Annotated in this window: 19 protein-coding genes and 3 tRNA genes; 3 read left to right on the forward strand and 19 right to left on the reverse strand. The window is 62.5% G+C overall.

Going from position 1 to position 22,654, the window contains the following annotated elements; translation table 11 throughout:
• The first annotated feature begins 100 nt into the window (after positions 1–100).
• Positions 101–415, forward strand: a complete 315-nt coding sequence (locus AC56LV_RS10170; protein ID WP_499557357.1) for an HNH endonuclease — start codon at positions 101–103, stop codon at positions 413–415.
• 58 nt (positions 416–473) lie between these two features.
• Here AC56LV_RS10170 and AC56LV_RS10175 read toward each other — a convergent pair.
• A tRNA-Asn gene (locus AC56LV_RS10175) sits at positions 474–549 on the reverse strand.
• A 132-nt stretch (positions 550–681) separates the two neighbouring features.
• Here AC56LV_RS10175 and purT point away from each other — a divergent pair.
• On the forward strand, positions 682–1,893 hold the full coding sequence (gene purT, locus AC56LV_RS10180; RefSeq protein WP_499557359.1) for a formate-dependent phosphoribosylglycinamide formyltransferase: 1,212 nt from the start codon (positions 682–684) through the stop codon (positions 1,891–1,893).
• Positions 1,894–1,949: 56 nt separating this feature from the next.
• Here the strand turns inward: purT and AC56LV_RS10185 are convergent.
• The 4 genes from AC56LV_RS10185 to AC56LV_RS10200 form a co-directional block, all read right to left on the reverse strand.
• Positions 1,950–2,025: transfer RNA gene (locus AC56LV_RS10185), tRNA-Asn, on the reverse strand.
• 57 nt (positions 2,026–2,082) lie between these two features.
• Entirely contained in the window at positions 2,083–2,841 is a 759-nt protein-coding gene (locus tag AC56LV_RS10190; RefSeq protein ID WP_499557361.1) for an alpha/beta fold hydrolase, read from the reverse strand.
• Between the two features lie 76 nt (positions 2,842–2,917).
• Positions 2,918–2,993: transfer RNA gene (locus AC56LV_RS10195), tRNA-Asn, on the reverse strand.
• Positions 2,994–3,109: 116 nt separating this feature from the next.
• Positions 3,110–4,321, reverse strand: coding sequence for an amino acid aminotransferase (locus AC56LV_RS10200; protein WP_499557363.1), 1,212 nt, complete (start codon positions 4,319–4,321; stop codon positions 3,110–3,112).
• A gap of 119 nt (positions 4,322–4,440) precedes the next feature.
• On the opposite strand from AC56LV_RS10200, the gene uvrB reads away from it, so the two are divergent.
• A complete protein-coding gene (gene uvrB, locus AC56LV_RS10205) occupies positions 4,441–6,528 on the forward strand; it encodes an excinuclease ABC subunit UvrB (protein ID WP_499557365.1) in 2,088 nt (695 codons plus the stop codon).
• Between the two features lie 21 nt (positions 6,529–6,549).
• On the opposite strand, the gene AC56LV_RS10210 is transcribed toward uvrB, so the two are convergent.
• The 14 genes from AC56LV_RS10210 to ispG form a co-directional block, all read right to left on the reverse strand.
• Positions 6,550–8,571, reverse strand: a complete 2,022-nt coding sequence (locus AC56LV_RS10210; protein WP_499557367.1) for a hybrid sensor histidine kinase/response regulator — start codon at positions 8,569–8,571, stop codon at positions 6,550–6,552.
• A gap of 98 nt (positions 8,572–8,669) precedes the next feature.
• Positions 8,670–9,266, reverse strand: coding sequence for a MarC family protein (locus tag AC56LV_RS10215; protein WP_499557369.1), 597 nt, complete (start codon positions 9,264–9,266; stop codon positions 8,670–8,672).
• Between the two features lie 170 nt (positions 9,267–9,436).
• Positions 9,437–9,976 (reverse strand): phosphoribosyltransferase, encoded by a 540-nt coding sequence (locus AC56LV_RS10220; protein WP_183555411.1) that lies wholly within the window; start codon positions 9,974–9,976, stop codon positions 9,437–9,439.
• A gap of 24 nt (positions 9,977–10,000) precedes the next feature.
• Entirely contained in the window at positions 10,001–11,317 is a 1,317-nt protein-coding gene (locus AC56LV_RS10225; protein ID WP_499557371.1) for an adenylosuccinate synthase, read from the reverse strand.
• 3 nt (positions 11,318–11,320) lie between these two features.
• Positions 11,321–12,475 carry an ATP phosphoribosyltransferase regulatory subunit gene (locus tag AC56LV_RS10230; RefSeq protein ID WP_499557373.1) on the reverse strand — a complete coding sequence of 385 codons (1,155 nt, stop codon included), beginning with the start codon at positions 12,473–12,475 and terminating at the stop codon, positions 11,321–11,323.
• 271 nt (positions 12,476–12,746) lie between these two features.
• Positions 12,747–13,625 carry a protease modulator HflC gene (gene hflC, locus AC56LV_RS10235; protein WP_499557375.1) on the reverse strand — a complete coding sequence of 293 codons (879 nt, stop codon included), beginning with the start codon at positions 13,623–13,625 and terminating at the stop codon, positions 12,747–12,749.
• Entirely contained in the window at positions 13,625–14,911 is a 1,287-nt protein-coding gene (hflK, locus tag AC56LV_RS10240; RefSeq protein WP_499557377.1) for an FtsH protease activity modulator HflK, read from the reverse strand. The genes hflC and hflK overlap by 1 nt, the downstream gene beginning before the upstream one ends.
• Positions 14,912–14,915: 4 nt before the next feature.
• Complete coding sequence (gene hflX / locus AC56LV_RS10245) at positions 14,916–16,139, reverse strand: GTPase HflX (RefSeq protein ID WP_258835116.1); 1,224 nt, start codon at positions 16,137–16,139, stop codon at positions 14,916–14,918.
• A 32-nt stretch (positions 16,140–16,171) separates the two neighbouring features.
• The gene (hfq, locus tag AC56LV_RS10250; RefSeq protein WP_183555416.1) at positions 16,172–16,411 is read right to left on the reverse strand and encodes an RNA chaperone Hfq; all 240 of its coding nucleotides are present in this window, start codon (positions 16,409–16,411) and stop codon (positions 16,172–16,174) included.
• Positions 16,412–16,558: 147 nt separating this feature from the next.
• A complete protein-coding gene (gene der, locus AC56LV_RS10255) occupies positions 16,559–17,896 on the reverse strand; it encodes a ribosome biogenesis GTPase Der (protein WP_183555417.1) in 1,338 nt (445 codons plus the stop codon).
• Positions 17,897–17,902: 6 nt separating this feature from the next.
• Complete coding sequence (bamB, locus tag AC56LV_RS10260; protein WP_499557379.1) at positions 17,903–19,057, reverse strand: outer membrane protein assembly factor BamB; 1,155 nt, start codon at positions 19,055–19,057, stop codon at positions 17,903–17,905.
• Between the two features lie 85 nt (positions 19,058–19,142).
• Positions 19,143–19,826 (reverse strand): YfgM family protein, encoded by a 684-nt coding sequence (locus AC56LV_RS10265; protein WP_499557381.1) that lies wholly within the window; start codon positions 19,824–19,826, stop codon positions 19,143–19,145.
• A gap of 47 nt (positions 19,827–19,873) precedes the next feature.
• Positions 19,874–21,226, reverse strand: a complete 1,353-nt coding sequence (gene hisS, locus AC56LV_RS10270; protein WP_499454929.1) for a histidine--tRNA ligase — start codon at positions 21,224–21,226, stop codon at positions 19,874–19,876.
• Positions 21,227–21,354: 128 nt separating this feature from the next.
• Positions 21,355–22,653, reverse strand: a complete 1,299-nt coding sequence (ispG, locus tag AC56LV_RS10275) for a flavodoxin-dependent (E)-4-hydroxy-3-methylbut-2-enyl-diphosphate synthase (RefSeq protein ID WP_499557383.1) — start codon at positions 22,651–22,653, stop codon at positions 21,355–21,357.
• Between the last annotated feature and the right edge of the window lies 1 nt (position 22,654).

A 22,654-nucleotide genomic window follows, 5' to 3' on the forward strand; every position in this document is an offset into this window, starting at 1 on the left:
ACACTAATACCATTTAACAAGGGTTCGTCCCGCTTGGTATCATTCCAGCAAACTCGGGTCAAGACTTGTGCGGTAAAAAATCGCCCTGCATATGGCGCGCATGCCACTTCACCAAGCCACGACCACGCCCGATGACCCCTGCCCGCTATGCGGGCGACCGCTGGGAACGGAGCACGTCGACCGCCATCACCTGATCCCGAAGACGTTCAAGGGGCGCGACCAGTACCCGATCCACAAGATCTGCCATCGCAAGATCCACTCGGCGTTCACCGAGCGCGAACTGCTGCAGACCTATCACACGTGGGAAGCGCTGCGCGGGCACGCGGATATCGCGGCGTTCATCCTGTGGGTGGCGAAGAAGCCGGCGGGGTTTTATACGCGGACCTACACCGCAAATAAAAAGAAGGGACGCTGACTGACTGGCGCCGGAAATGCAAAAAGGGCCGCATTCGCATGCGGCCCTTCTCTTGTTCTGGCTCCCCGACCTGGACTCGAACCAGGGACCTGCGGATTAACAGTCCGTCGCTCTACCAACTGAGCTATCAGGGAATTGAGGCAATATTATAGCTGGGCATTTGCGGTTTGACCAGAGCAGTGTGTGAATCGGCTGGCCGGCCGCTGCCAAAGGGCGCTTTTGCTATAGTCGCAGCTTCCCACCACCTCCTTGTTCCCCGAACGACCATGACCATTTCACGCACCCTCGGCACCCCACTCTCTCCTTCCGCAACCCGCGTCATGCTGCTCGGCTCGGGCGAACTGGGCAAGGAAGTGATCATCTCGCTGCAACGCCTGGGCGTCGAAGTGATCGCGGTCGACCGCTATTCAAACGCGCCGGGTCACCAGGTCGCGCACCGCGCGCACGTGATCGACATGACCGACGGCGCCGCGCTCGAAGCGCTGATCGCGCAAGAGCACCCTCACCTCGTGGTGCCGGAAATCGAAGCGATCGCCACCGACAAGCTGGCCGAACTGGAAGCGGCGGGCGTCATCACCTGCATCCCGACCGCACGCGCGGCGCAATTGACGATGAACCGCGAAGGCATCCGCCGCCTGGCCGCCGAAGAACTGGGGCTGGCCACGTCGCCGTACCAGTTTGCCAGTAGCCTGGCCGAGCTGCAGGCTGCGTGCGCTGCCGTGGGCTTTCCGTGCGTGGTCAAGCCGGTGATGTCGTCGTCGGGCAAGGGCCAGTCCAAGCTCGATGGTGCGGGCGACGTGGCCGCGGCCTGGGCATACGCCGCCAGCGGCGGGCGCGTCGATGCCGGGCGCGTGATTGCCGAAGGCTTCATCGACTTCGATTACGAAATCACGTTGCTGACGGTGCGCTCGCTGGGCGCGGATGGCCAGATTGAAACGAGCTTCTGCGATCCGATCGGGCACAAGCAAGTCCAGGGCGACTACGTCGAATCGTGGCAGCCGCATCCGATGCAGCCGCTGGCACTGGAGCGCTCGCGCGAAATCGCTGCCAAGGTGACAGGCAATCTGGGCGGACTGGGCGTGTTCGGCGTCGAACTGTTCGTCAAGGGCGATATGGTGTGGTTCTCGGAAGTGAGCCCACGCCCGCACGACACGGGCATGGTGACGATGGCCAGCCAGGTGCAAAGCGAGTTCGAACTGCATGCGAAGGCGATTCTCGGCTTGCCGGTGAACGTGGCCCTGCGCGCGCCGGGTGCATCGGCCGTGATCTACGGTCAGCTCGATGAAGCCGGGATTGCGTTCGAGGGCGTGGCCGAAGCGCTGCAGGTACCGGGCGCCGATGTGCGCCTGTTTGGCAAGCCGGAGTCGTTTGCACGGCGGCGCATGGGCGTGGCACTGGCGACGGCCGATGATATCGCGACGGCGCGTGAACGTGCGCTTGAGGCAGCGGCGAAGGTCAAGCCGGTGTCGGGCAAGTAAGCCGATCCAGGCCCCAATACAAAAAGGGCCGCATTTGCATGCGGCCCTTCGTATTCTGGCTCCCCGACCTGGACTCGAACCAGGGACCTGCGGATTAACAGTCCGTCGCTCTACCAACTGAGCTATCAGGGAATTGAGGCCGCATTATACCTGCTGGTGTCGATTTCGCAAATTTTTCTAAAAGAAAATCTAGCGACCGATCCGCGCCAGCAAGCGCTTCAAGGTATCGATCACCAGTTCCGGCTCGGACAACTGCGGAAAATGCGCGCTGCGCTCGGCCACGACCCGCTCACCCAATGGCGACAAGGCTGCCAGCGCCAGCTGCGAACGTTCGCGCTCACGCACCAGCGCCGCCGGCACCAGCCAGCTCGGCAGGCGCTTCGTGCCCGACAGCACCGTCACCGGCACGGGCGGGAATGCCGGCGCCTCGAGAATATCCCTGACGGTCTCACGCTCGTTGCGCAGCTCGTCGAACGCATCGCGCGGCGACACGCGGTCGAGCAGCTTGACGAAGCCCCGCTGCAGCGCCGACTGGTGTTGCTTCAGATTGTCGATGTCCTGTGGCGCCGTCGCCTCAATGAACAGCACGCCCGCCACCTCATCGGCGAACTCGCGCGCGAACAGGTTGGCGTGCAGGCCGCCGAAGGAATGCGCCACCAGCACGAACGGCGGCGGCACCTTGGCGAACTGCAGCAACAGACGCAGCTGCGCGACCACGGTCTCGCCATACTGCGCCTCGGTCGGCTTCGGACTGCCGCCCGTGCCCGGCCGGTCGTAGCTGAACACGGTGCCCAGCGCCTCGATCTCGGGATACAGCTTGAACCAGCCATCGAGCGGGCCGCCGGCGCCGCCGATCAGCACGATCGAGGGACTGCCCTGCCCGGCTCGCGCGAAGCGGAACATCTGCCCTTCGATCAAGGTGGCGTGACTTTTAAGTGGTTGCTTCACGCGAACTCTCCAAAAAGACGACATAAGGCCGCATAACGAAAAAGGCCGCATCCTTCGATGCGGCCTTCTTGTATTCTGGCTCCCCGACCTGGACTCGAACCAGGGACCTGCGGATTAACAGTCCGTCGCTCTACCAACTGAGCTATCAGGGAATTGAAGCTGGCATTATATGGTTCATGAAACGTTTCTGTCAAATCGGAACAGGCGTTTCATTTTCCATCTACTGCTGCTCTCTTGCGCGCCTACAGCGATCAAGAGAGCCAAGATTTTAGAGAACTTTGGCGATGGCGTCAACGACGCGATCGATGTTCGTCGAATTGAGCGCCGCGACGCAGATGCGGCCCGTATCCACGGCGTAGATCGATTCGTCGCGCAGCTTGCCCACTTGCTCCTTGGTCAAGCCCGAGTACGAGAACATGCCGACCTGCTCGCGCACGAATTCGAAGTCGTGGCCCGGGGCCTTGGCCTTGAGCTTTTCGACCATCGCGCCGCGCATTTCGCGGATGCGCACGCGCATGCCGGCCAGCTCTTCTTCCCACAGCTTGCGCAGTTCAGGCGTTGCCAGCACGGTAGCGACGACCTTGCCGCCATGGGTTGGCGGGTTCGAATAGTTGGTGCGCACGACGCGCTTGAGTTGCGACAGCACGCGCGTGGCTTCTTCGCTTGTGGTGGCCACGATCGACAGCGCGCCCACGCGCTCGCCGTACAGCGAGAACGATTTGGAGAACGAGTTCGACACCAGCATCGCCATGCCGGTCGCAGCGAAGCGACGCACGACGGCGCCGTCTTCATCGATACCATTGGCAAAGCCCTGATACGCCATGTCGAGGAAAGGCACCAGATTGCCGGCCTGAACGGCAGCAATCACCTGGTCCCACTGGTCTTGCGTCAGGTCGGCGCCGGTCGGGTTGTGGCAGCACGCATGCAGCACGACGATGGAACCTGCCGGCATCGCCTTCAGGGCGGCCAGCATGCCGTCGAAGTTCACGCCGCGGGTGGCTGCGTCGTAATACGCGTAGTTGTGGACGGTGAAACCGGCGCTTTCGAACAGCGCGCGGTGGTTTTCCCAGCTCGGATCGCTGATGTACACGTCGGATGATGGCAGGAAGCGCTTGAGGAAGTCGGCGCCGATCTTGAGTGCGCCGGTGCCGCCGATGGCTTGCACGGTCAGCGCGCGTTTCTCTTGAATTACCGGGCTGTCGGCACCAAATACCAGCTCTTGCACCGCTTTGTCGTACGCTGCCAGACCTTCGATCGGCAGGTAGGTTCGCGGCGTTGGCTGCTCCATCAGTTTCGCTTCCGCTTTCTGCACGCACTCGAGCAGCGGCACTTTGCCCTTGTCGTCATAATAGACACCCACGCCGAGGTTGATTTTCGCGGTGTTCGTGTCGGCGTTGAAGGCTTCGGTAATGCCCAGGATCGGGTCGCGTGGGGCCATTTCAATGGCACTGAACAGGCTGGCGGAGGCAGTGGAAGTCATCTGATAAACTCGGTTTTGTTGGCTGGATTAGCAGCGGCGGGGTTTGCAATTGTATAGACAGCGGCCCTTGAACCTGCAGGGCCGCGAGCGGATTCTCATTCTAACAAAGGTCTGTAAGCATGGCTGAATTATCCATCGCAACTTCTCCCGAACCGACCGTCATCACGTTCCCGGATTCGCCGTTCAAACTGCACCAGCCGTTCGAGCCGGCGGGCGACCAGCCCACCGCGATCAAGGGCCTGATGGAAGGCATCGACGACGGCCTGATGTACCAGACGCTGCTGGGCGTCACGGGCTCCGGCAAGACCTACACGATGGCCAATGTGATCGCGCAGGCCGGCCGGCCCGCGATCATTTTTGCGCCGAATAAAACGCTGGCGGCGCAGTTGTATTCGGAGTTCCGCGAATTCTTCCCGCAAAACGCGGTCGAGTATTTCGTCTCGTACTACGATTACTACCAGCCAGAAGCCTATGTGCCGCAGCGCGACCTGTTCATCGAAAAGGACTCGTCGATCAACGAGCACATCGAGCAGATGCGCCTGTCGTGCACCAAGTCGCTGATGGAACGGCGCGACGTCGTCATCGTGGCCACCGTCTCGGCGATCTACGGTATCGGTAATCCGAACGAATACCACAAGATGATTCTGACGCTGCGCCACAAGGACAAAGTGGCCCAGCGCGACATCATCGCGCGCCTGATCCAGATGCAGTACACGCGCAACGAGATGGACTTCTCACGTGGCTCGTTCCGCGTGCGCGGCGACACGATCGACATCTTCCCGGCCGAGCACGCCGAGCTGGCGATCCGCGTCGAGATGTTTGACGACGAGATCGAATCGCTGCAGTTGTTCGATCCACTGACGGGCCGCGTGCGCCAGAAGATCCCGCGCTTTACCGTGTATCCGGGTTCGCACTACGTCACGCCACGCTCGACCGTGCTGCGCGCGGTCGAGTCGATCAAGGCCGAGCTGCGCGACCGCCTCGAAGAATTCCGCCAGCAGAACAAGCTGATCGAAGAGCAGCGCCTCGAGCAGCGCACCCGCTTTGACCTCGAAATGATGGCCGAGATCGGTTTCACCAAGGGCATCGAGAACTATTCGCGCCACCTGTCCGGCGCGATGCCGGGCGAGCCGCCGCCGACGCTGATCGACTACCTGCCGAAAGACGCGCTGATGTTCATGGACGAGTCGCACGTCATGATCGGCCAGCTCAACGCGATGTACAACGGCGACCGTTCGCGCAAGGAAAACCTGGTCGAGTATGGCTTTCGCCTGCCATCGGCGCTGGATAACCGGCCGCTGAAATTCGTCGAGTTCGAAGGCAAGATGCGCCAGACGATTTTCGTCTCGGCCACACCGGCCGAGTACGAACAGGGCCGCGCCGACAACGTCGTCGAGCAAGTGGTGCGCCCGACCGGTCTGGTCGACCCGATGATCATCGTGCGCCCTGCCCTGTCGCAGGTGGACGATCTGATGGGCGAGATCAACGACCGCATTGCCAAGGACGAGCGCGTGCTGGTGACGACGCTGACCAAGCGCATGTCCGAGCAGCTCACCGAATATCTGGGCGACCACGGCATCAAGGTGCGCTACCTGCACAGCGACATCGACACGGTCGAACGCGTCGAAATCCTGCGCGACCTGCGCCTGGGCACGTTCGACGTGCTGGTCGGCATCAACCTGCTGCGCGAGGGCCTCGACTTGCCGGAAGTGTCACTGGTAGCCGTGCTTGACGCCGACAAGGAAGGTTTCCTGCGCTCCGAGCGTTCGCTGATCCAGACGATCGGCCGCGCGGCGCGTAACCTGAACGGCGTGGCGATCCTATATGCGGACCGCGTTACCGATTCGATGCGGCGCGCCATCGACGAGACCGAACGCCGCCGTGCCAAGCAGATTGCGTTCAACCTCGAGAACAACATCATCCCGAAAGGCGTGCACAAGAAGATCAAGGAAATGATCGACGGCGTGTACAACCCGAATGCGGAGCGCGAGGTGCTGCAGGACGCCAAGGAAACGGCGAAGATCGAGTCGATGAGCGAGAAGCAGATCAGCAAGGAAATCAAGCGCCTCGAAAAACTCATGGTCGATCACGCCAAGAACCTGGAGTTCGAGAAAGCCGCGCAGGTGCGCGACCAGTTGCATGTGCTCAAACAGCAGGCGTTCGGCGCGCCAGGGGCCGACAACGTCGTTTCGATGCTGGGCAAGTAAGGCGAGCCAGACGTTGCCGGCTTAGCGCTCTATGCTGGCCAGCAACGTCATTAACCGGTCGATATCGGCCGGCTTGACCATATGATGGTTGAAGCCGGCCTGCCGGGCCTGCTCCTGGTCTTCCGCCTGGCCATACCCGGTCAGCGCCACCAGTACCGCATCGGCCGTCTGCGGTTGTGCGCGCAGACGGCGCGCCAGTTCCATCCCATCCATGTCCGGCAAGCCGATATCGAGCAGCGCCACAGCCGGCCGCTCGCGCAGTGCCGTGGCTAGCGCACTGGCGCCATCGAACTCGACACTGACGGCGTAACCATTCATCTCCAGCAGCGTGGCCAGCATCTCGGCGGCGTCAACGTTATCGTCGACCACCAGCACGCGCAAGCCTGACGCCTCAGTCGCGGGCGCGGCTGGCGCTTCGGCTGGCACCGGCACGACCGGCGCCAGCAGCGGCAGGTAGACGACGAATTCACTGCCCTCGCCCAGTCCGTCGCTGAGCGCATCGACGCGGCCGCCATGCAGCAGGACCAGGCTCTTGACCAGCGCCAGCCCGAGGCCCAGCCCGCCTTGCGAGCGGTCTGGCGTGCGCTCGGCCTGGATGAACAGGTCGAAAATGTAGGGCAGCACCGGCAGCTCGATGCCCTGGCCGTTGTCGCGCACGGCAATGCGCACGTCGCCACCATCGGTACGCACGCTCAGCACGATGCGCCCTCCGGCTGGCGTGTACTTGGCGGCGTTGTTCAGAATATTGGACAGGACCTGAATCAGCCGCGTGCGGTCGCCCAGCACGTACAGGCCCGGTTCGATGTCGAGGAACAGCGCATGCTGGCAACTGTCGATCAGCGGACGGACCTGCTCCACCGCTTCCTGCACCAGCGAGTCAACGGCAACGTTCTCCTGCGCCATCGTGACCTGTCCGCGCGTGACGCGCGAGACGTCCAGCAAATCGTTCACGAGCGCCGTCATGTGCTGGGCCTGGCGCGCGATGATCGCACTGGCGCGCGCAATGCCGGGCGCGTCCATCTGGCCGCGCTGCAGCAGTTGCGCGGCAGTGGTGATGGGCGCGAGCGGATTGCGCAGTTCGTGCGCGAGCATCGCCAGGAAGTCATCCTTCTGGCGGTTGGCTTCGCGCAGCTCGTCCTCGATGCGCTTGCGCACCGTGACGTCGCTGCCTTCCAGGAAAATACCCGTCACCTTCCCGTACTGGTCGCGGATCGGCTGATAGACAAAATCGAGAAAACATTCTTCGAGCGGGCCGCCCGGCTCGCGCTGCACGCGCAGCGGCACGGCATGACCGACAAACGACTGGCCGCTGGCATAGACCTGATCGAGCAACTCGAAGTAGCCCTGCCCCTGCACCTCGGGCAACGCATCGCGCACCGGCTTGCCGATCAGATCGCGATGGCCGACCAGTGTCAGGTAGGACCGGTTGGTCAGTTCGAATACATGGTCGGGGCCGCGTAACACGGCGATGATGCCGGGCGCTTCCTCGAACAGGTTGATGAGGCGACTGTGTTCTTCGTCGCGGTAACGCTGCGCCAGCACCTCGTTGGTGGTCTCGACACAGGCGCAGAACAGGCCGGCGACCAGGCCATCTTCACGTCGTACGGGCGAATACGAAAAGCGGAACCAAGTTGCTTCATCGTACCCATGGCGGCGCACGGTCAATGGAAAGCGATCGAGGTAAATGGACTCGCCGCCCATCGTACGTTCGACGAGTGGCGCGATGTCCTCCCAGATGTCCGACCACACGTCGCGAAAGCGCTGGCCGAGCGACGCCGGGTGCTTGGCGCCCAGAATCACGCTGTAGGCATCGTTGTACAGGAAGCCGAGCTCGTCGCCCCAAGCGACGAACATCGGGAACTTGGAGTCGAGCATCAGCGCAACCGTCGTGCGCAAGGCCTGCGGCCAGTCGCGTGGATGCCCAAGTGGCGAGGCAGTCCAGTCGTGTTCGCGCATCAGCGCGCGCACCGTGCCGTCGCCGAGGAATAATGACGGTTCTTGCCGCACGTCTGTCGGCGCTCCCACTACCTGATTCATACCCATGATGCTTCGTGTTGATCCGCGCACACCGCGCAAGCGAAGTGTGCCAGATTTGCAGCGCCGCTCACGCACGCCAGCGTAAAACGAGCGTGACGCGAGCGTTACAGCGTCTGCACAAACTCGCGGATACCGCCCAGCAGCATCTCGACCGCCATTGCCGTCAGGATCAGGCCCATCAGGCGCTCGAACGCCGTCATGACCTGTGGACCCAGCTTTTGCTGCAGCTTTTCAGCGCTGAGGAACACGGCCAGCCAGACGATGCCGACCGCCGCCAGCGCGGCCACATGCACCATCGTTTCGGTAAAGCTGGTGGCTGACAGCAGCAGCACGGTAGCCAGCGCCGATGGGCCGGCCAGCGCAGGAATCGCCAGCGGGACGATGAACGGCTCACCGCCTTCGCTTTTGCCCAGCACGCCATCGGGGTGCGGGAAGATCATGCGGATCGCAATCATCAACAGGATCACGGCGCCGCCGATGCGCAGTGCGATCGGGCTCAGGTGCAACGCTTCCAGGAAGTGCTTGCCGAAGAACATGAACACCAGCAGCAGCACGAACGCAATCGCGCACTCGCGGATCACGATGCGGTTGCGGCGCTCGATTGGCGTGTCTCTCAGGGCGGCCGCGAACAGCGGGACGTTACCGAACGGGTCGGTCACGAGGATGAGCAGAATGAACGTGGAGAAAAAGCTTTGGGTCATGGCTTGTTATTGTTGGGGTTACCGACTTTGGAACAGACGCAATCTTACCAGAGGGCATGGTTGCATAGACAGCTTCTCGGCAGCTGCCTGCAGCATAAAAAAGCGGGGACAGGCTGCTGCCTGTCCCCGCTTCGACCGGTCGATGAACGACCAGATGATTTCTCAAGCGATTACTTCTCGAACTTCTTCAACCAGGCCGACAGCTGGTGCGGACGCAGGCCGTCGTATTCTTCGAACGGCTGGTGAATCCATGGGTTGTGCGGCAGGTCGTCCAGGAAATAATCTGGACGAATCGACGACGTACCCTTGACCCAGATGACCGCCGATTTCACTTCGGTGACCTGCGGGTAGTTTTCGGTCAGATGCTGGCTGACTTTACGCAACGTGACGCCCGAGTCGGCCAGATCGTCGACCAGCAGTACGCGGCCGGCCAGCGGGCCCTTGGTCATCGTCATGTACTTCGAGATGTCCAGGTCGCCTTGCTTGGTGCCCGCTTCTTCGCGGTACGAGCTGGTCGACAGGATCGCCAGCGGCACATCGAAAATGCGCGAGAACACGTCGCCCGGACGCACACCGCCGCGCGCCAGGCACAGCACCTGGTCGAACTTCCAGCCCGATTCATACACTTGCAGCGCCAGGCGCTCGATCAGGCGGTGGTATTCGTCCCACGAGACCCACAGGTCTTTTTCCGTCGATACAGGGGAATTCATCTTTTTTGACTCCAGATTTTGTCGTTAGGCCGCGAACGGGTGACGCAGCACGATCGTTTCTTCGCGGTCAGGACCGGTCGAGACCATGTCGATCGGCACGCCGACCAGTTCTTCGATGCGCTGGATGTAGGCACGGGCGTTGGCCGGCAGCTCTTCCATCGACTTGGCGCCGACGGTGCTTTCGGTCCAGCCTGGCATCTCTTCGTACACGGGCTCGCAGCGCGCTGCGTCTTCAGCGCCGACCGGGAAGATGTCGACCGCGCGGCCGTCGATCTTGTAGCCGGTGCACAGCCTGAGCGACTCGATGCCGTCCAGCACGTCGAGCTTGGTCAGGCACATGCCCGACACGCCATTGATCTGGACCGAGCGGCGCAGCAGCGCAGCGTCGAACCAGCCGCAGCGACGGGCGCGACCCGTGACGGTGCCGAACTCGTGGCCCACGCGCGACAGGTGCTCGCCGACGCCAGCGTCGGTTGGCAGTTCGGCCGGGAACGGGCCCGAACCGACGCGGGTGGTGTAGGCCTTGGTGATGCCCAGGATGTAGTGCAGCATGTTCGGACCGACGCCGGCGCCCGCCGCGGCATTGCCGGCCACGCAGTTCGACGATGTGACGAACGGATAGGTGCCGTGGTCGACGTCCAGCAGCGAGCCCTGCGCGCCTTCGAACAGCAGCTTGCCGCCGGCTTTGTGCGCGGCGTACAGGGCGGACGACACGTCGCCGACCATTGGACGCAGGCGTGGCACGAGAGCCATCGCGTCGTCGAACGTGGTCTGGAAGTCGATCGCTTCAGCGCCCAGGTAGTTCACCAGCACGTGGTTGTGGTAGTCAAGGTTCTCTTTGAGCTTCTCGGCAAAGCGCTCTGCGTTGAGCAGGTCGGCGATGCGGATGGCGCGGCGGGCGACCTTGTCTTCGTAGGCCGGGCCGATGCCCTTGCCCGTGGTACCGATCTTGTTCTCGCCACGCTTGAGTTCGCGTGCCTTGTCGATGGCGACGTGGTACGGCAGGATGATCGGGCAGGCTTCCGAGATCATCAGGCGCGAGACGACTTCGACGCCGGCCGCGGCCAGCTTGTCGATTTCGCGCATGACGTCCGGCACCGAGACCACGACACCGTTGCCGATGTAGCAGGCGACGCCTTCGCGCATGATGCCCGAAGGGATCAGCTGCAGCGCGGTTTTCTGGCCCTTGATCACCAGGGTGTGACCAGCGTTATGGCCGCCCTGGAAACGCACCACGCCAGCGGCGTGGTCGGTGAGCCAGTCGACGATCTTGCCCTTGCCTTCATCGCCCCACTGGGTGCCGATGACAACGACGTTCTTTGCCACGTTAGTATTTGACATCACTTAACCTAAGTTTTTGAGAATCCAATTTCCACTTTCGAGGACGAGTACGCGGTCGCACTCGAACTCGTCCTGAACATTGTCATGACCCGGCATGCTCTGGATCACGACTTCGCCTGCCTTGCGCAGGTCAGCGATTTTTTCCTTCAGCTCGGGGGCATTGCCCCACGGCGCGCGAATGGAATGCTTGCGCTCGGCCATCGGCAGCAGCCGGGCCAGCTCGCGCAGGTCGAGCGAAAAGCCCGTTGCGGGCCGCGCACGGCCGAATGCTTCGCCCACATGGTCGTAACGACCGCCGCGCGCAACCGCATTCGGCAAGCCCGTCACGTACAGCGCGAACATGGCGCCGCTTTCGTACTGGTAGCCGCGCAGGTCGGCCAGGTCGATCGCGATCTCGGCGCGGTCCAGTGCGCCGGCGGCCAGCGCCGCCAGTTCGGCCAGTGCGCGCTGCACACCCGGCAGCGCCGGCAGGGCTTCGCGGGCTTCGGCCAGCACGTCGATATTGCCGTACAGGCGCGGCAAGGCCAGCAGCGCCTTGCGGGTCTGCGGGTAGTAATTCTGCGAGATGGCGTCCAGGCCCGGCGCATCCTTGGCGCGCAGCAGGCTGTAGAGCTGGTTCTCGTCGCGCTTGGCGGCCGGGTCGTCGTCGAGCAGTGCACGCAGCACGCCGACGTGGGCCAGATCAAGGCGCACATTCGTGAAGCCGGCCAGAGCCAGCGAACCCAGCGCCAGTTCCTGGATCTCGGCATCGGCTTCCAGGCCCGCGTGGCCGTAGATCTCGGCGCCGATCTGCATCGGCTCGCGCGTGGCATGCAGGCCCGACGGGCGGGTATGCAGCACGCTGCCGGCGTAGCACAGGCGGGTGATCGAGTCGCGGTTGAGCAGGTGCGCATCGATGCGCGCGACCTGCGTGGTCATGTCGGCGCGCAAGCCGAGCAGGCGGCCGGACAGCGGATCGATGACCTTGAAGGTTTTCAGGTCGGTATCGGCACCGGCGCCGGCCAGCAGCGAATCGAGATACTCGAGCAGTGGCGGCATCACCAGTTCGTAACCGTAGAGCCGGAAGTTGTCGAGCATTAGTCGGCGCAACTCTTCGATCTTGCGCGCTTCGGACGGCAAGACATCGGCGATATTTTCAGGCAATAGCCAATTCGGCATGGGCAACGACGTTATGGGTTTGGGATAGTCAATGGCAAGCGTCGTACGACAGGCGTGCCAGCGCACGACGCGAACGCCGAATCGGTGATTTTAACCGAAAACCACCAGATTGAGGCAGCGAAAGCGGGACCGGCGGGGGTCAAGGCTGATAATCTGCCACGATGCCGGACAGTACGGGCAATGCCTGCCGCAAACGAAACTGGGGGAGCAAGGCCAGTGGCCCTGCTCCCCCAGAGTGTTCAACTACCCCCGCAGCGAGGCGGGAACGGCGTTATTTGCCGCCGCCTGCAGGCGCCTTGAAGTACTTGAAGAACTCCGAGCTTGGATCAACAACGATGACATCGCTGCGGTCCTTGAAGCTCGCACGGTACGCTTCGAGCGAACGGTAGTAGCGCGCGAATTCCGGGTTCTTGCCAAAGGCTTCGGCGTAGATGGCCGATGCCTTGGCATCACCGTCACCTTTGACTTTTTCGGCGTCGCGGAACGCTTCGGCGATGATCACGGTGCGCTGGCGATCGGCATCGGCGCGGATCTGCTCGGATTCGGCAGCACCGGTCGAACGCGATTCGTTGGCGACGCGGACACGCTCGGCGCGCATGCGTTCGTAGACCGAGTTGATGTTCTGCTCGGTGTACTCGACGCGCTTGAGGCGTACGTCGACGATGCCGATGCCGACTTCCGCGGCTTCAGCGACGAGCTTGGCCTGCACCGCTGCCATCACGGCTGCGCGCTGGCCCGAAATCACTTCCCGCACGGTGCGCTTGGTGATCTCGTCACTGAGCGCTGCCTTGATGACCTGCGAGAGCCGGTTCTGCGCGCGCGTTTCATCGCCCGCGAAACTGACGTAGTACAGGCGCGGATCGCTGATGCGCCACTTGATGAACGAATCGACCAGCACATTGCTCTTCTCGGACGTGATGAAGCGGTTCACGTCGGGCGTGTCGAGCGTCAGGATGCGCTTGTCCATGTAGACCACGTTCTGAAACGGTGGCGGCAGCTTGAAGTGCAGACCCGGCTTGTCGATCACGTCCTTGACCTGGCCGAGCGCAAACACGATTGCGTAGCGGCGCTGATCGACGACAAAGATAGTGGACGACAGCAGCATCAGTGCGATGAAGCCGGCCACGAAGATGGTAACGAGGCGGTTCATTAACGGGTCTCCCGATCACGTGAGGAATCGCGGCTGCGCTCGTCACGCTGGCGCACGGCTTCCAGGGCCTGGGTCACTTCGGCCGGCTGGGCAGTGGCTGGCACTTGCACCGGCCCCGACTTGCTGCCGACCTGGGCATCGTTGGCTGCAACCTGCTGCATCAGCTTGTCGAGCGGCAGGTACAGCATATTGTTATTGGCACGCGAGTCGATCATCACTTTGGTGGTGCTGGAGAAGATCTGCTGCATCGTGTCGACATACATGCGGTCGCGGGTCACGCCCGGCGCCTTGGCGTAGGCAGCGACCACCTGGTCGAAGCGCGACGCATTACCAGTCGCGTTCTCGACGACCATCGAGCGATACGCTTCGGCATCCTGCTGCAGGCGGAACGCCTGGCCGCGCGCGGTCGGGATCACCTGGTTGGCATACGCTTCACCTTCGTTGCGGGCGCGGGCACGATCCTGGCTGGCGCGCACGGCGTCGTCGAACGCGCTCTGCACCTGCTCCGGCGGTTGCACGCCCTGCATGGTCACGTTGCTGATCAGCGCGCCCAGATTGTAGCGGTCGGTGATCGTCTGGATCAGCGCCTGCACGTCGGCAGCAACTTTCTCGCGGCCTTCGTACAGGACGAAGTCCATCTTGCTGCGGCCGACCACTTCACGGATGGCCGTCTCGGCCGCCTGGCGCACGGTGTCGTCCTGGTCACGGTTGTTGAATACCCATGCTACCGGATCCTTCAGCGTGTACTGGACCGCGAACTGGATGTCGACGATGTTTTCGTCATCGGTGAGCATCAGCGATTCCTGCGGCTGCTTGTTGCTCGCCGTGCCACGGTAGCCAATCTCGGCTGTACGGATCGTCGAGACATCGACGATTTCGTGGGCCTGGATCGGGTACGGCCAACGCCAGTTGAAACCAGGCGTCGTCGTGTGACTCAACTGGCCGAACGTCGTGACGACGGCCGTCTTGCCCTCTTGCACGATGAATGCGCCCGAGGCCAGCCAGATGAAGCCAACGATGATGGCTATGACGCCTGCACCAATGCCGGCGCCGCGCATTTCGCGGTTCGGGCCGCCGCTGTCGCCGCCGCCATCGTTGTTGCCACGGTTGCCGAACATCTTGTTGAGGCGCGCATTGAAATCGCGCCACATCTGGTCGAGGTCGGGCGGACCGTCGCCCGGACGGCGACCGTCCTGGGCCTTGCGGTCATCTTCTGGGTTGCGGCCCCAGCGTGGGTCGTTCAGCGACAGTTTGACGCCGAATCTTTTTAGTATGGAAACAAACATAGGCTTAGCGTGGCCCGACAAGGGTGGAAGTTGGCAGATGGTCGGCAGGACCTTCGGGTAGCGCGTCAGGCAGCGCGTCCACCGACGCATCGACCTCGGCGAGCTCGAAAGCGTCGTCCTGTTCTTCGTTTTCCGGGGTGGCTCGATAGCTTTGACCAGGTCCGGACTTGGCGGTTTCGGCGATCGCCGAACGCAGCAGATCCAGGCCGGCGCCGCTATGGGCACTGATGAACACCCGGTTGATCTTATCATACTCATCACGCTCGACCCCGGGCTCCAGGCCCGCAGCATCGATCTTGTTCCAGACCAGGATTTGGGGAACATGATCGGCGCCGATCTCGCGCAATACCTCGTTGACCTGCTCCACCTGCTCCATGCGCGTGGGTGACGCGCTGTCGACCACGTGCAGCAACAGGTCGGCATGGATCGTTTCTTCGAGCGTGGCGCGGAACGCCGCCACCAGCTGGTGCGGCAGGTCGCGCACGAAGCCGACGGTGTCGGAAATCACGACACTGCCGACGTCGTCGCCCAGGTACATGCGGCGGCTGGTCGTGTCCAGCGTGGCGAACAGCTGGTTCGCCACATACACGCCGGCCTTGGTCAGCGAGTTGAACAGCGTCGACTTGCCGGCATTGGTGTAGCCGACCAGAGAGACGGAGAACGTGTTGTTGCGGCCGCGCTGGCGGCGCTGGGTTTCGTGCTGCTTGCGCAGCTTGGCCAGCCGTGCGCGCAGCGCCTTGACGCGTTCGCCGATCAGCCGGCGGTCGGTTTCGAGCTGGGTTTCACCCGGACCGCGCAGGCCAATACCGCCCTTTTGCCGTTCAAGGTGAGTCCAGCCGCGGATCAGGCGCGTGGCCAGGTGCTGCAACTGGGCCAGCTCGACCTGCAGCTTGCCCTCGTGGCTCTTGGCGCGCTGCGCAAAGATATCGAGGATCAGGCTGGTACGGTCGACGACACGCAGCTCGAGACGACGCTCGAGATTACGCTGCTGGGCAGGCGAGAGTGCGTGATTGAAGATGACGATGTCGACGCCGAGTGCCTTGGCGTCGAGGGCGATTTCATCGGCCTTGCCGCTGCCGATGAAGAGTGCGGGATCGGGGCTCGAGCGCTTGGCCGTGATCGTGGTGATCGGTTCGGCGCCAGCGGACTTCGCAAGCAGGGACAACTCTTCGAGACTGGCGTTGAAGTCGCCAGTCCCGAAGTCGATGCCGACCAGGGCTGCGCGCATGAGCGGCGTGCCGGGGGCGTCAGCCATCGGCGTTACTCGGCTTCGCTGGAGTCAAGATTGAGGTTGACGGCGCGGGCCGGCACGACGGTGGAGATGGCGTGTTTATAGACCATCTGGGTCACGGTGTTGCGAAGCAAAACGACGTATTGGTCGAAGGATTCGATATGACCCTGCAGCTTGATACCGTTGACCAGGTAGATCGAGACAGGGACGTGTTCCTTGCGCAAGGCGTTGAGGAATGGGTCTTGTAACAGTTGCCCTTTGTTGCTCATAACAGCTCCGTGATGTTGTTGTAGTTAAAAGTTTGAGGCGATTTGCCGATTTTCAAGTAGTCATGCCACATGGGTGAGGCCATATTCTGCCAAAGCGAATGCGGCCCTGAACTACTGTAACCTGTTTCGCCACTTTTTGTCGTACTGCTACGGCTTCGCGAACGGGTTCTTGCCACTGCGCAGCTCGATCCGCAGCGGTGTGCCGACCAGGCTGAACGTCTCGCGGAAATGCTTCTCAAGATAGCGCTTGTAGGGCTCGCTGATCCCGTCCAGCGCATTGCCGTGGATGACGATGATCGGCGGGTTCTGGCCACCCTGGTGGGCGTAGCGCATCTTGGGACGGCCCGAGCCCTTGCGTTTCGGCTCCTGCTTCTCTACCGCCTCTTGCAGCGCGCGCGTCAGGCGCGGCGTCGACAGGTTGGCAGTGGCCGCAGCATAGGCCGCCTCGACCGATTTCATCAGTTGCGTGATGCCGGTGCCGCGCAGTGCCGAGACGAAGTGCGTGTTGGCAAAGCTGAGGAAATCGAGCTTGCGGTCGAGATCGATTTTGACTTCGTCGCGCTCGTCTGTCTTGAGGCCATCCCATTTGTTGACGGCGACGACCAGCGCCCTGCCAGACTCCAGGATGAAGCCGGCGATGTGCGCGTCTTGTTCCGAGATGTCTTGCTGGGCGTCGAGCAGCAGCACGACGACGTTGGCGTCGGCGATCGACTGCATCGTCTTGACGACCGAGAACTTCTCGATGGCCTCGAAGATCTTGCCGCGACGGCGGATACCCGCGGTGTCGATCAGCGTGAACTTCTTGCCGTCGCGTTCGAACGGTACTTCGATCGAGTCGCGCGTGGTGCCCGGCATGTCGAACGCGATCACGCGCTGCTCGCCGACCAGCGTATTGATCAGGGTCGACTTGCCCACGTTCGGGCGGCCGACGATGGCGATCTTGATGCCATGGTCGACGTGCTCGAGTTCGGCCGGCTCGTCCGGCCGCGCGGCGAACGCAGCGTCGAGCGCCTCGACCACGAGGTCGGTCACGCCGTCGCCGTGGGCAGCCGAAATGACGTACGGATCGCCCATGCCGAGCTCATAGAAGTCGGCTGTAACGGCCGTGTACTTCATGCCTTCGGACTTGTTCACGACGAGCATGACCTTGCGGCCGCTCTTGCGCAGGAAATCGGTGATGGTCTTGTCGTGCGGGGTCAGGCCCTGACGGCCGTCGACGATGAACACGACCACGTCGGCTTCGGCGACGGCCTGGCGCGTTTGCAGCGCCATTTCGTGCATGATGCCTTCTTTGGCGACCGGCTCGAAACCGCCCGTGTCAATGACCAGGAATGGTCGTTCGCCAATGCGGCCTTCGCCGTAGTGGCGGTCGCGCGTCAGGCCTGGCATGTCGGCCACCAACGCGTCGCGCGAACGGGTCATGCGGTTAAATAAGGTCGATTTCCCGACGTTGGGTCGACCTACGAGTGCGATTACCGGCTTCATGTTTTCTTATTCGACCGCGATGGCGGTCACAGTTCCGTTTTGTGTTTGAAAAATCAGGTTTGCGCCGGCCACCAGCGGCGTGCCCACGATCGGGCTCCCGTCGGTTGCGGCGCGCGCCAGGAAAGAGCCATCTTCGCGCGACAGGAAGTGCACGTAGCCTTCGTAGTCGCCGACCGCGACGGCGCGGCCATACGACAGCGGGGTCGACAGGCGGCGGAATGACAGTTTGTCGTTCTTCCAGCTGCTGGCGCCCGTGTCGCGGGTGAATGCATTGAGTGCTCCCTTGTCGTCCGGTGCGAACACGAACAATTGGTCGACGGCCACGCCGACGCTGGAGGACAGGTCGCGCGTCCAGCGCGCCGAACCGGTCACCACGTCAAAGCAGCCTACGCGCCCTTGGTAGGAAGCGGCGCACACCTCGTTCTCGAACAGCACCGGGGCGCCGCCGATATCGGTGACGCGCTCCAGTTCGGTCGCGCCGCGCGAGATGCCGACCTCGACGTCCCAGCGCGGTGCGCCGGTAGCGATGATCAGTGCGGACAGCTTGCCGCTCGGCTGCGCGACGATCACGTCGGTGCCGGCAACGATCATGCCCGGCGCGTTACGCAGCGTCAGCGGCGGCGCGACCTTCTGCACGGTCCATTTCTTGCTGCCATCGGTCGCATCGACACCGACGATGCGGTTGTCGATCGAACGGGCGACGACGATGCCTTGCGACACGACCGGCGCCGACAGGATTTCGCTCGACAGCTGCGTTTTCCAGAGCAGCTTGCCGTCCATGTTGTAGCCCATCAGGATGCCCTTCTCGCCACCGACGACGATCAGGTTGCCATCCGTGCCCACGCCCGCCGACAGGTCGCTGTCGGCCTTGACGCGCCACAGCTGCTTGCCAGTGGCGGCGTCGACGCGCGCAATGGCGCCATCGGCCGCGGCCACGACGAGCGTGTTGCCGGTCAGCGCAGGCGAGAACTGGTAGCCCTTGGCCTTGCCGATGTCGAGTTTCCATGCGGTGCGCACGGCCATGCTGCCCTTGAGTTCGACGAGCTTGGCGGGTTGATCGCCCTTCTTGTCGGATGCAAATGGATTGAGCGAATTGAGGGTTGAGCAACCCGTCATCAGGGCCAGTACGCCGACGCCAACAAGCTTGCTGCTAATACGCATTATGTTCTACCTTGTTCCTGGACTATAAAGGACGCAAAGCCCGCGGCCGCTCGAAGGCGGACGCGGGCCATCTCATGCGAAAAATTTACGCAGCCGCTTTCTGGTCTGCGGCTGGCGCTTGGCCGGTCTTGTCTGCCGGCGCCGTGCCGCCGATGGCTTCGAGCTTGACCTGCACCAGTTGACGTGCCGGGCTGGCGGCATCCATCGCGGCCAGTGCCGCGACGTAGGCAGCACGCGCTTCGTTCAGCTTGTTCTGGCCGACCAGCACATCGCCCTTGCGGTCGTTCACTTCAGCAGTGAACTGCGGCAGGAACGTGCCATTCAACACTTTCAGGGCCTCGTCGAAGGCTTTTTCATCGAGCAGCACACCAGCCAGGCGCAGCTTGGCGATCGACTTGTATTCATCGTTGCCGTTGTCGGCCGCCCATTGCAGCTGGGCCTTCGCGGTTTTCAGGTCGTTCGCTTCGAACGCCGTCTTGGCTGCGGCCAGGGCTGCCATCTGCGTGTACGGCGAGCTTTCGTACTTGGCGCGGATGTCGCCGGCGATACGCTGCACCTTGGCATTGTCATTGGCCAGCAGCGACGTCTGCAGTTCGTCGTACAGCGCGGAAGCTTCGATCGACTTGTTGGCCTGGTGGGTCTTCCAGAAATTCCAGCCGGCGAATGAACCGAGCGCCAGGATCAGGACCCAGACGATGATGTTGCCGTATTTCGACCAGAACGCCTTGAAGGAATCAAGTTGTTCCTGCTCTTGGTGATCGTATGCCATGTGCGTGTTCTTGTAGTGAGTGGATGGAATGCGTAATACGACGGGTGTTAATGCTTATGGATGTGATCGTGATCGTGACCGCAGTGTTCGTCATGCACGTGCGCGCCAGTGATCTGGTCGACCAGGTAATCGACCACTTCCAGGAATGGCACGGTGCTCTGCTGCTGCTCGCCGATCTCGCCGCGCATCGTCTTCACGGCCGCGGTTTCGTTGGCAACTTCGTCGTCGCCAATGATCACGGCAAACGCCGCGCCGGACCCGTCGGCCTTCTTCATCTGGCTCTTGAAGCTGCCGGCACCCGCTGGCGTTGCGCAATGTAACACAACATCCAGTCCGGCATCCCGAATGCGCTCGGCCAGGATGAAGGCTTGCAGCTGCGCCTTCTCGCCCTGATGGACCATATAGACGTCGCATTGGTTCGGCTCGGCCGGCTCGCCCATCGCCTTCATCAGCTCGATGATACGCTCCATGCCCATCGCGAAACCGACGGCCGGCGTGGCCTTGCCGCCAAAGGTTTCCACCAGCGGATCGTAGCGCCCGCCAGCGCAGATCGTGCCTTGCGAGCCGAGTGCATCGGTGACCCACTCGAACACGGTGCGGTTGTAATAGTCCAGGCCGCGCACGAGGCGTGGGTTCACGGTGTACTGCACTGCGTTCTGGTCCAGCAGGAACTTGACGCCGTTGAAGTGCGCCAGCGATTCTTCGCCCAGATAATCAAGCAGGCGCGGGGCCGCGTTGACCATTTCCTGCATGGCCGGGTTCTTGGTGTCGAGGATACGCAGCGGATTGCTGTGCAGGCGGCGCTTGGCCTCGGCGTCCAGGATGCTTTCGTGCTGCTCGAGGTAGGCGATCAGGTCGGCGCGGTGACGCTGGCGCTCTTCGGCATTGCCGATCGAATTCAGTTCGAGGCGTACGTTCTCGATGCCCAGGTCATCCCACAGGCGACGGCACATCATGATCAGCTCGGCATCGATGTCCGGGCCCGAAAAACCGATGGCCTCAGCGCCGAACTGGAAGAACTGGCGATAGCGGCCGCGCTGCGGACGCTCGTGGCGGAACATCGGGCCCTTGTACCACAGGCGGCGCGGGCCGTCGTAGACCAGATTGTGTTCGAGCACGGCGCGCACAACGCTGGCGGTGCCTTCCGGGCGCAGCGTCAGCTGGTCGCCGTTCATCGAATCTTCGAACGAATACATTTCTTTTTCGACGATGTCGGTCACGGCGCCGATGGCGCGCGAGAACAGGCTCGTCTGCTCGACGATCGGCGTGACAATCTTCTGGTAGCCGTAGCTTTTCAGGATCGTTTCGGTGGTGTTCTCGAACAATTCCCACAGCGGTGCATCGCTGGGCAGGATATCGTTCATGCCTTTGATGGCGACGATTTTTTCTGGTTTGGACATTTTCTGTTAACTCTTTTTCGTGTTCAAACGGTGCTTGTACTGCCTGAACCAATTGTTTGCGCGTTCAAACGGTGCCGATACTGCTGGAACCAATTCATCGCGTAGGGTGGACGGCTACGCCGTCCACCCTACATCACCGACTCGCGGCCGTAGTTTTTCTTCACATAGTCCAGCACAATCGTCTGGAATTCTTCGACAATTCGTTCGCCGCGCAGCGTGGCAAACTTCTGGCCATCGACAAACACCGGCGCCGCCGTCGATTCGCCCGTGCCCGGCAAGCTGATGCCGATATTCGCGTGCTTCGATTCGCCGGGACCGTTGACGATACAACCCATCACGGCCACGTTCATGCCTTCCACGCCCGGATAGGTTTTTTTCCATTCCGGCATCTGGTCGCGCAGGAAGGTCTGGATATTGTCAGCCAGCTCCTGGAACACGGTCGACGTCGTGCGGCCGCAACCCGGGCACGCGATGACCATCGGCGTGAACTTGCGCAGACCCATCGTCTGCAGGATTTCCTGGCCGACGATGACTTCACGGGTGCGATCGCCGCCCGGCTCAGGTGTCAGCGAAATGCGGATCGTGTCGCCGATGCCTTCTTGCAGCAGCACCGACAGCGCGGCGGTCGAGGCGACGATGCCCTTGCTGCCCATGCCCGCTTCGGTCAGGCCCAGGTGCAGCGGATAATCGCAGCGGCGGGCCAGTTCGCGGTACACGGCGATCAGGTCCTGTACGCCCGAGACCTTGCACGACAGGATGATCTTGTCGCGCGCCAGGCCCACTTCTTCAGCGCGGATCGCGTTTTCGATGGCCGACGTGATCAAGGCTTCATACATGACGGCCTGGGCCGACCATGGATTGGTGCGCAAGGCGTTCTCGTCCATGATGCGCGCCAGCAGCGACTGGTCCAGGCTGCCCCAGTTCACGCCGATGCGCACCGGCTTGTCGTACTTGGCGGCGATCTCGATCATCTGGGCGAACTGGGTGTCGCGCTTGGCGCCCTGCCCCACATTGCCCGGATTGATGCGGTATTTCGACAGCGCCTGCGCGCACTCGGGATAGTCGCGCAGCAGCAGGTGGCCGTTGTAGTGGAAGTCGCCAACCAGCGGCACATCGACTTCCATGCGGTCGAGCTGGGCGCGGATCGCCGGCACGGCAGCCGCGGCTTCCGGCGTGTTCACGGTGATGCGCACAATCTCGGAACCGGCACGCGCCAGCTCCTTGATCTGGATCGCTGTGCCGATCGCGTCGGCGGTATCGGTATTGGTCATCGACTGCACGACGACCGGCGCATCGCCACCGACCCACACCTGGCGCGCGCCGTGCGCGACCAGGACCTTGCGGCTGGCGCGGCGGGCCATCGGACCCGACGGAATGGCGGCGGCCGATGCGAATTCGGGGACAGGGGTTTCGTTCAAGGAATTCATG

The organism is Telluria sp. RB2R28 (assembly GCF_059685835.1).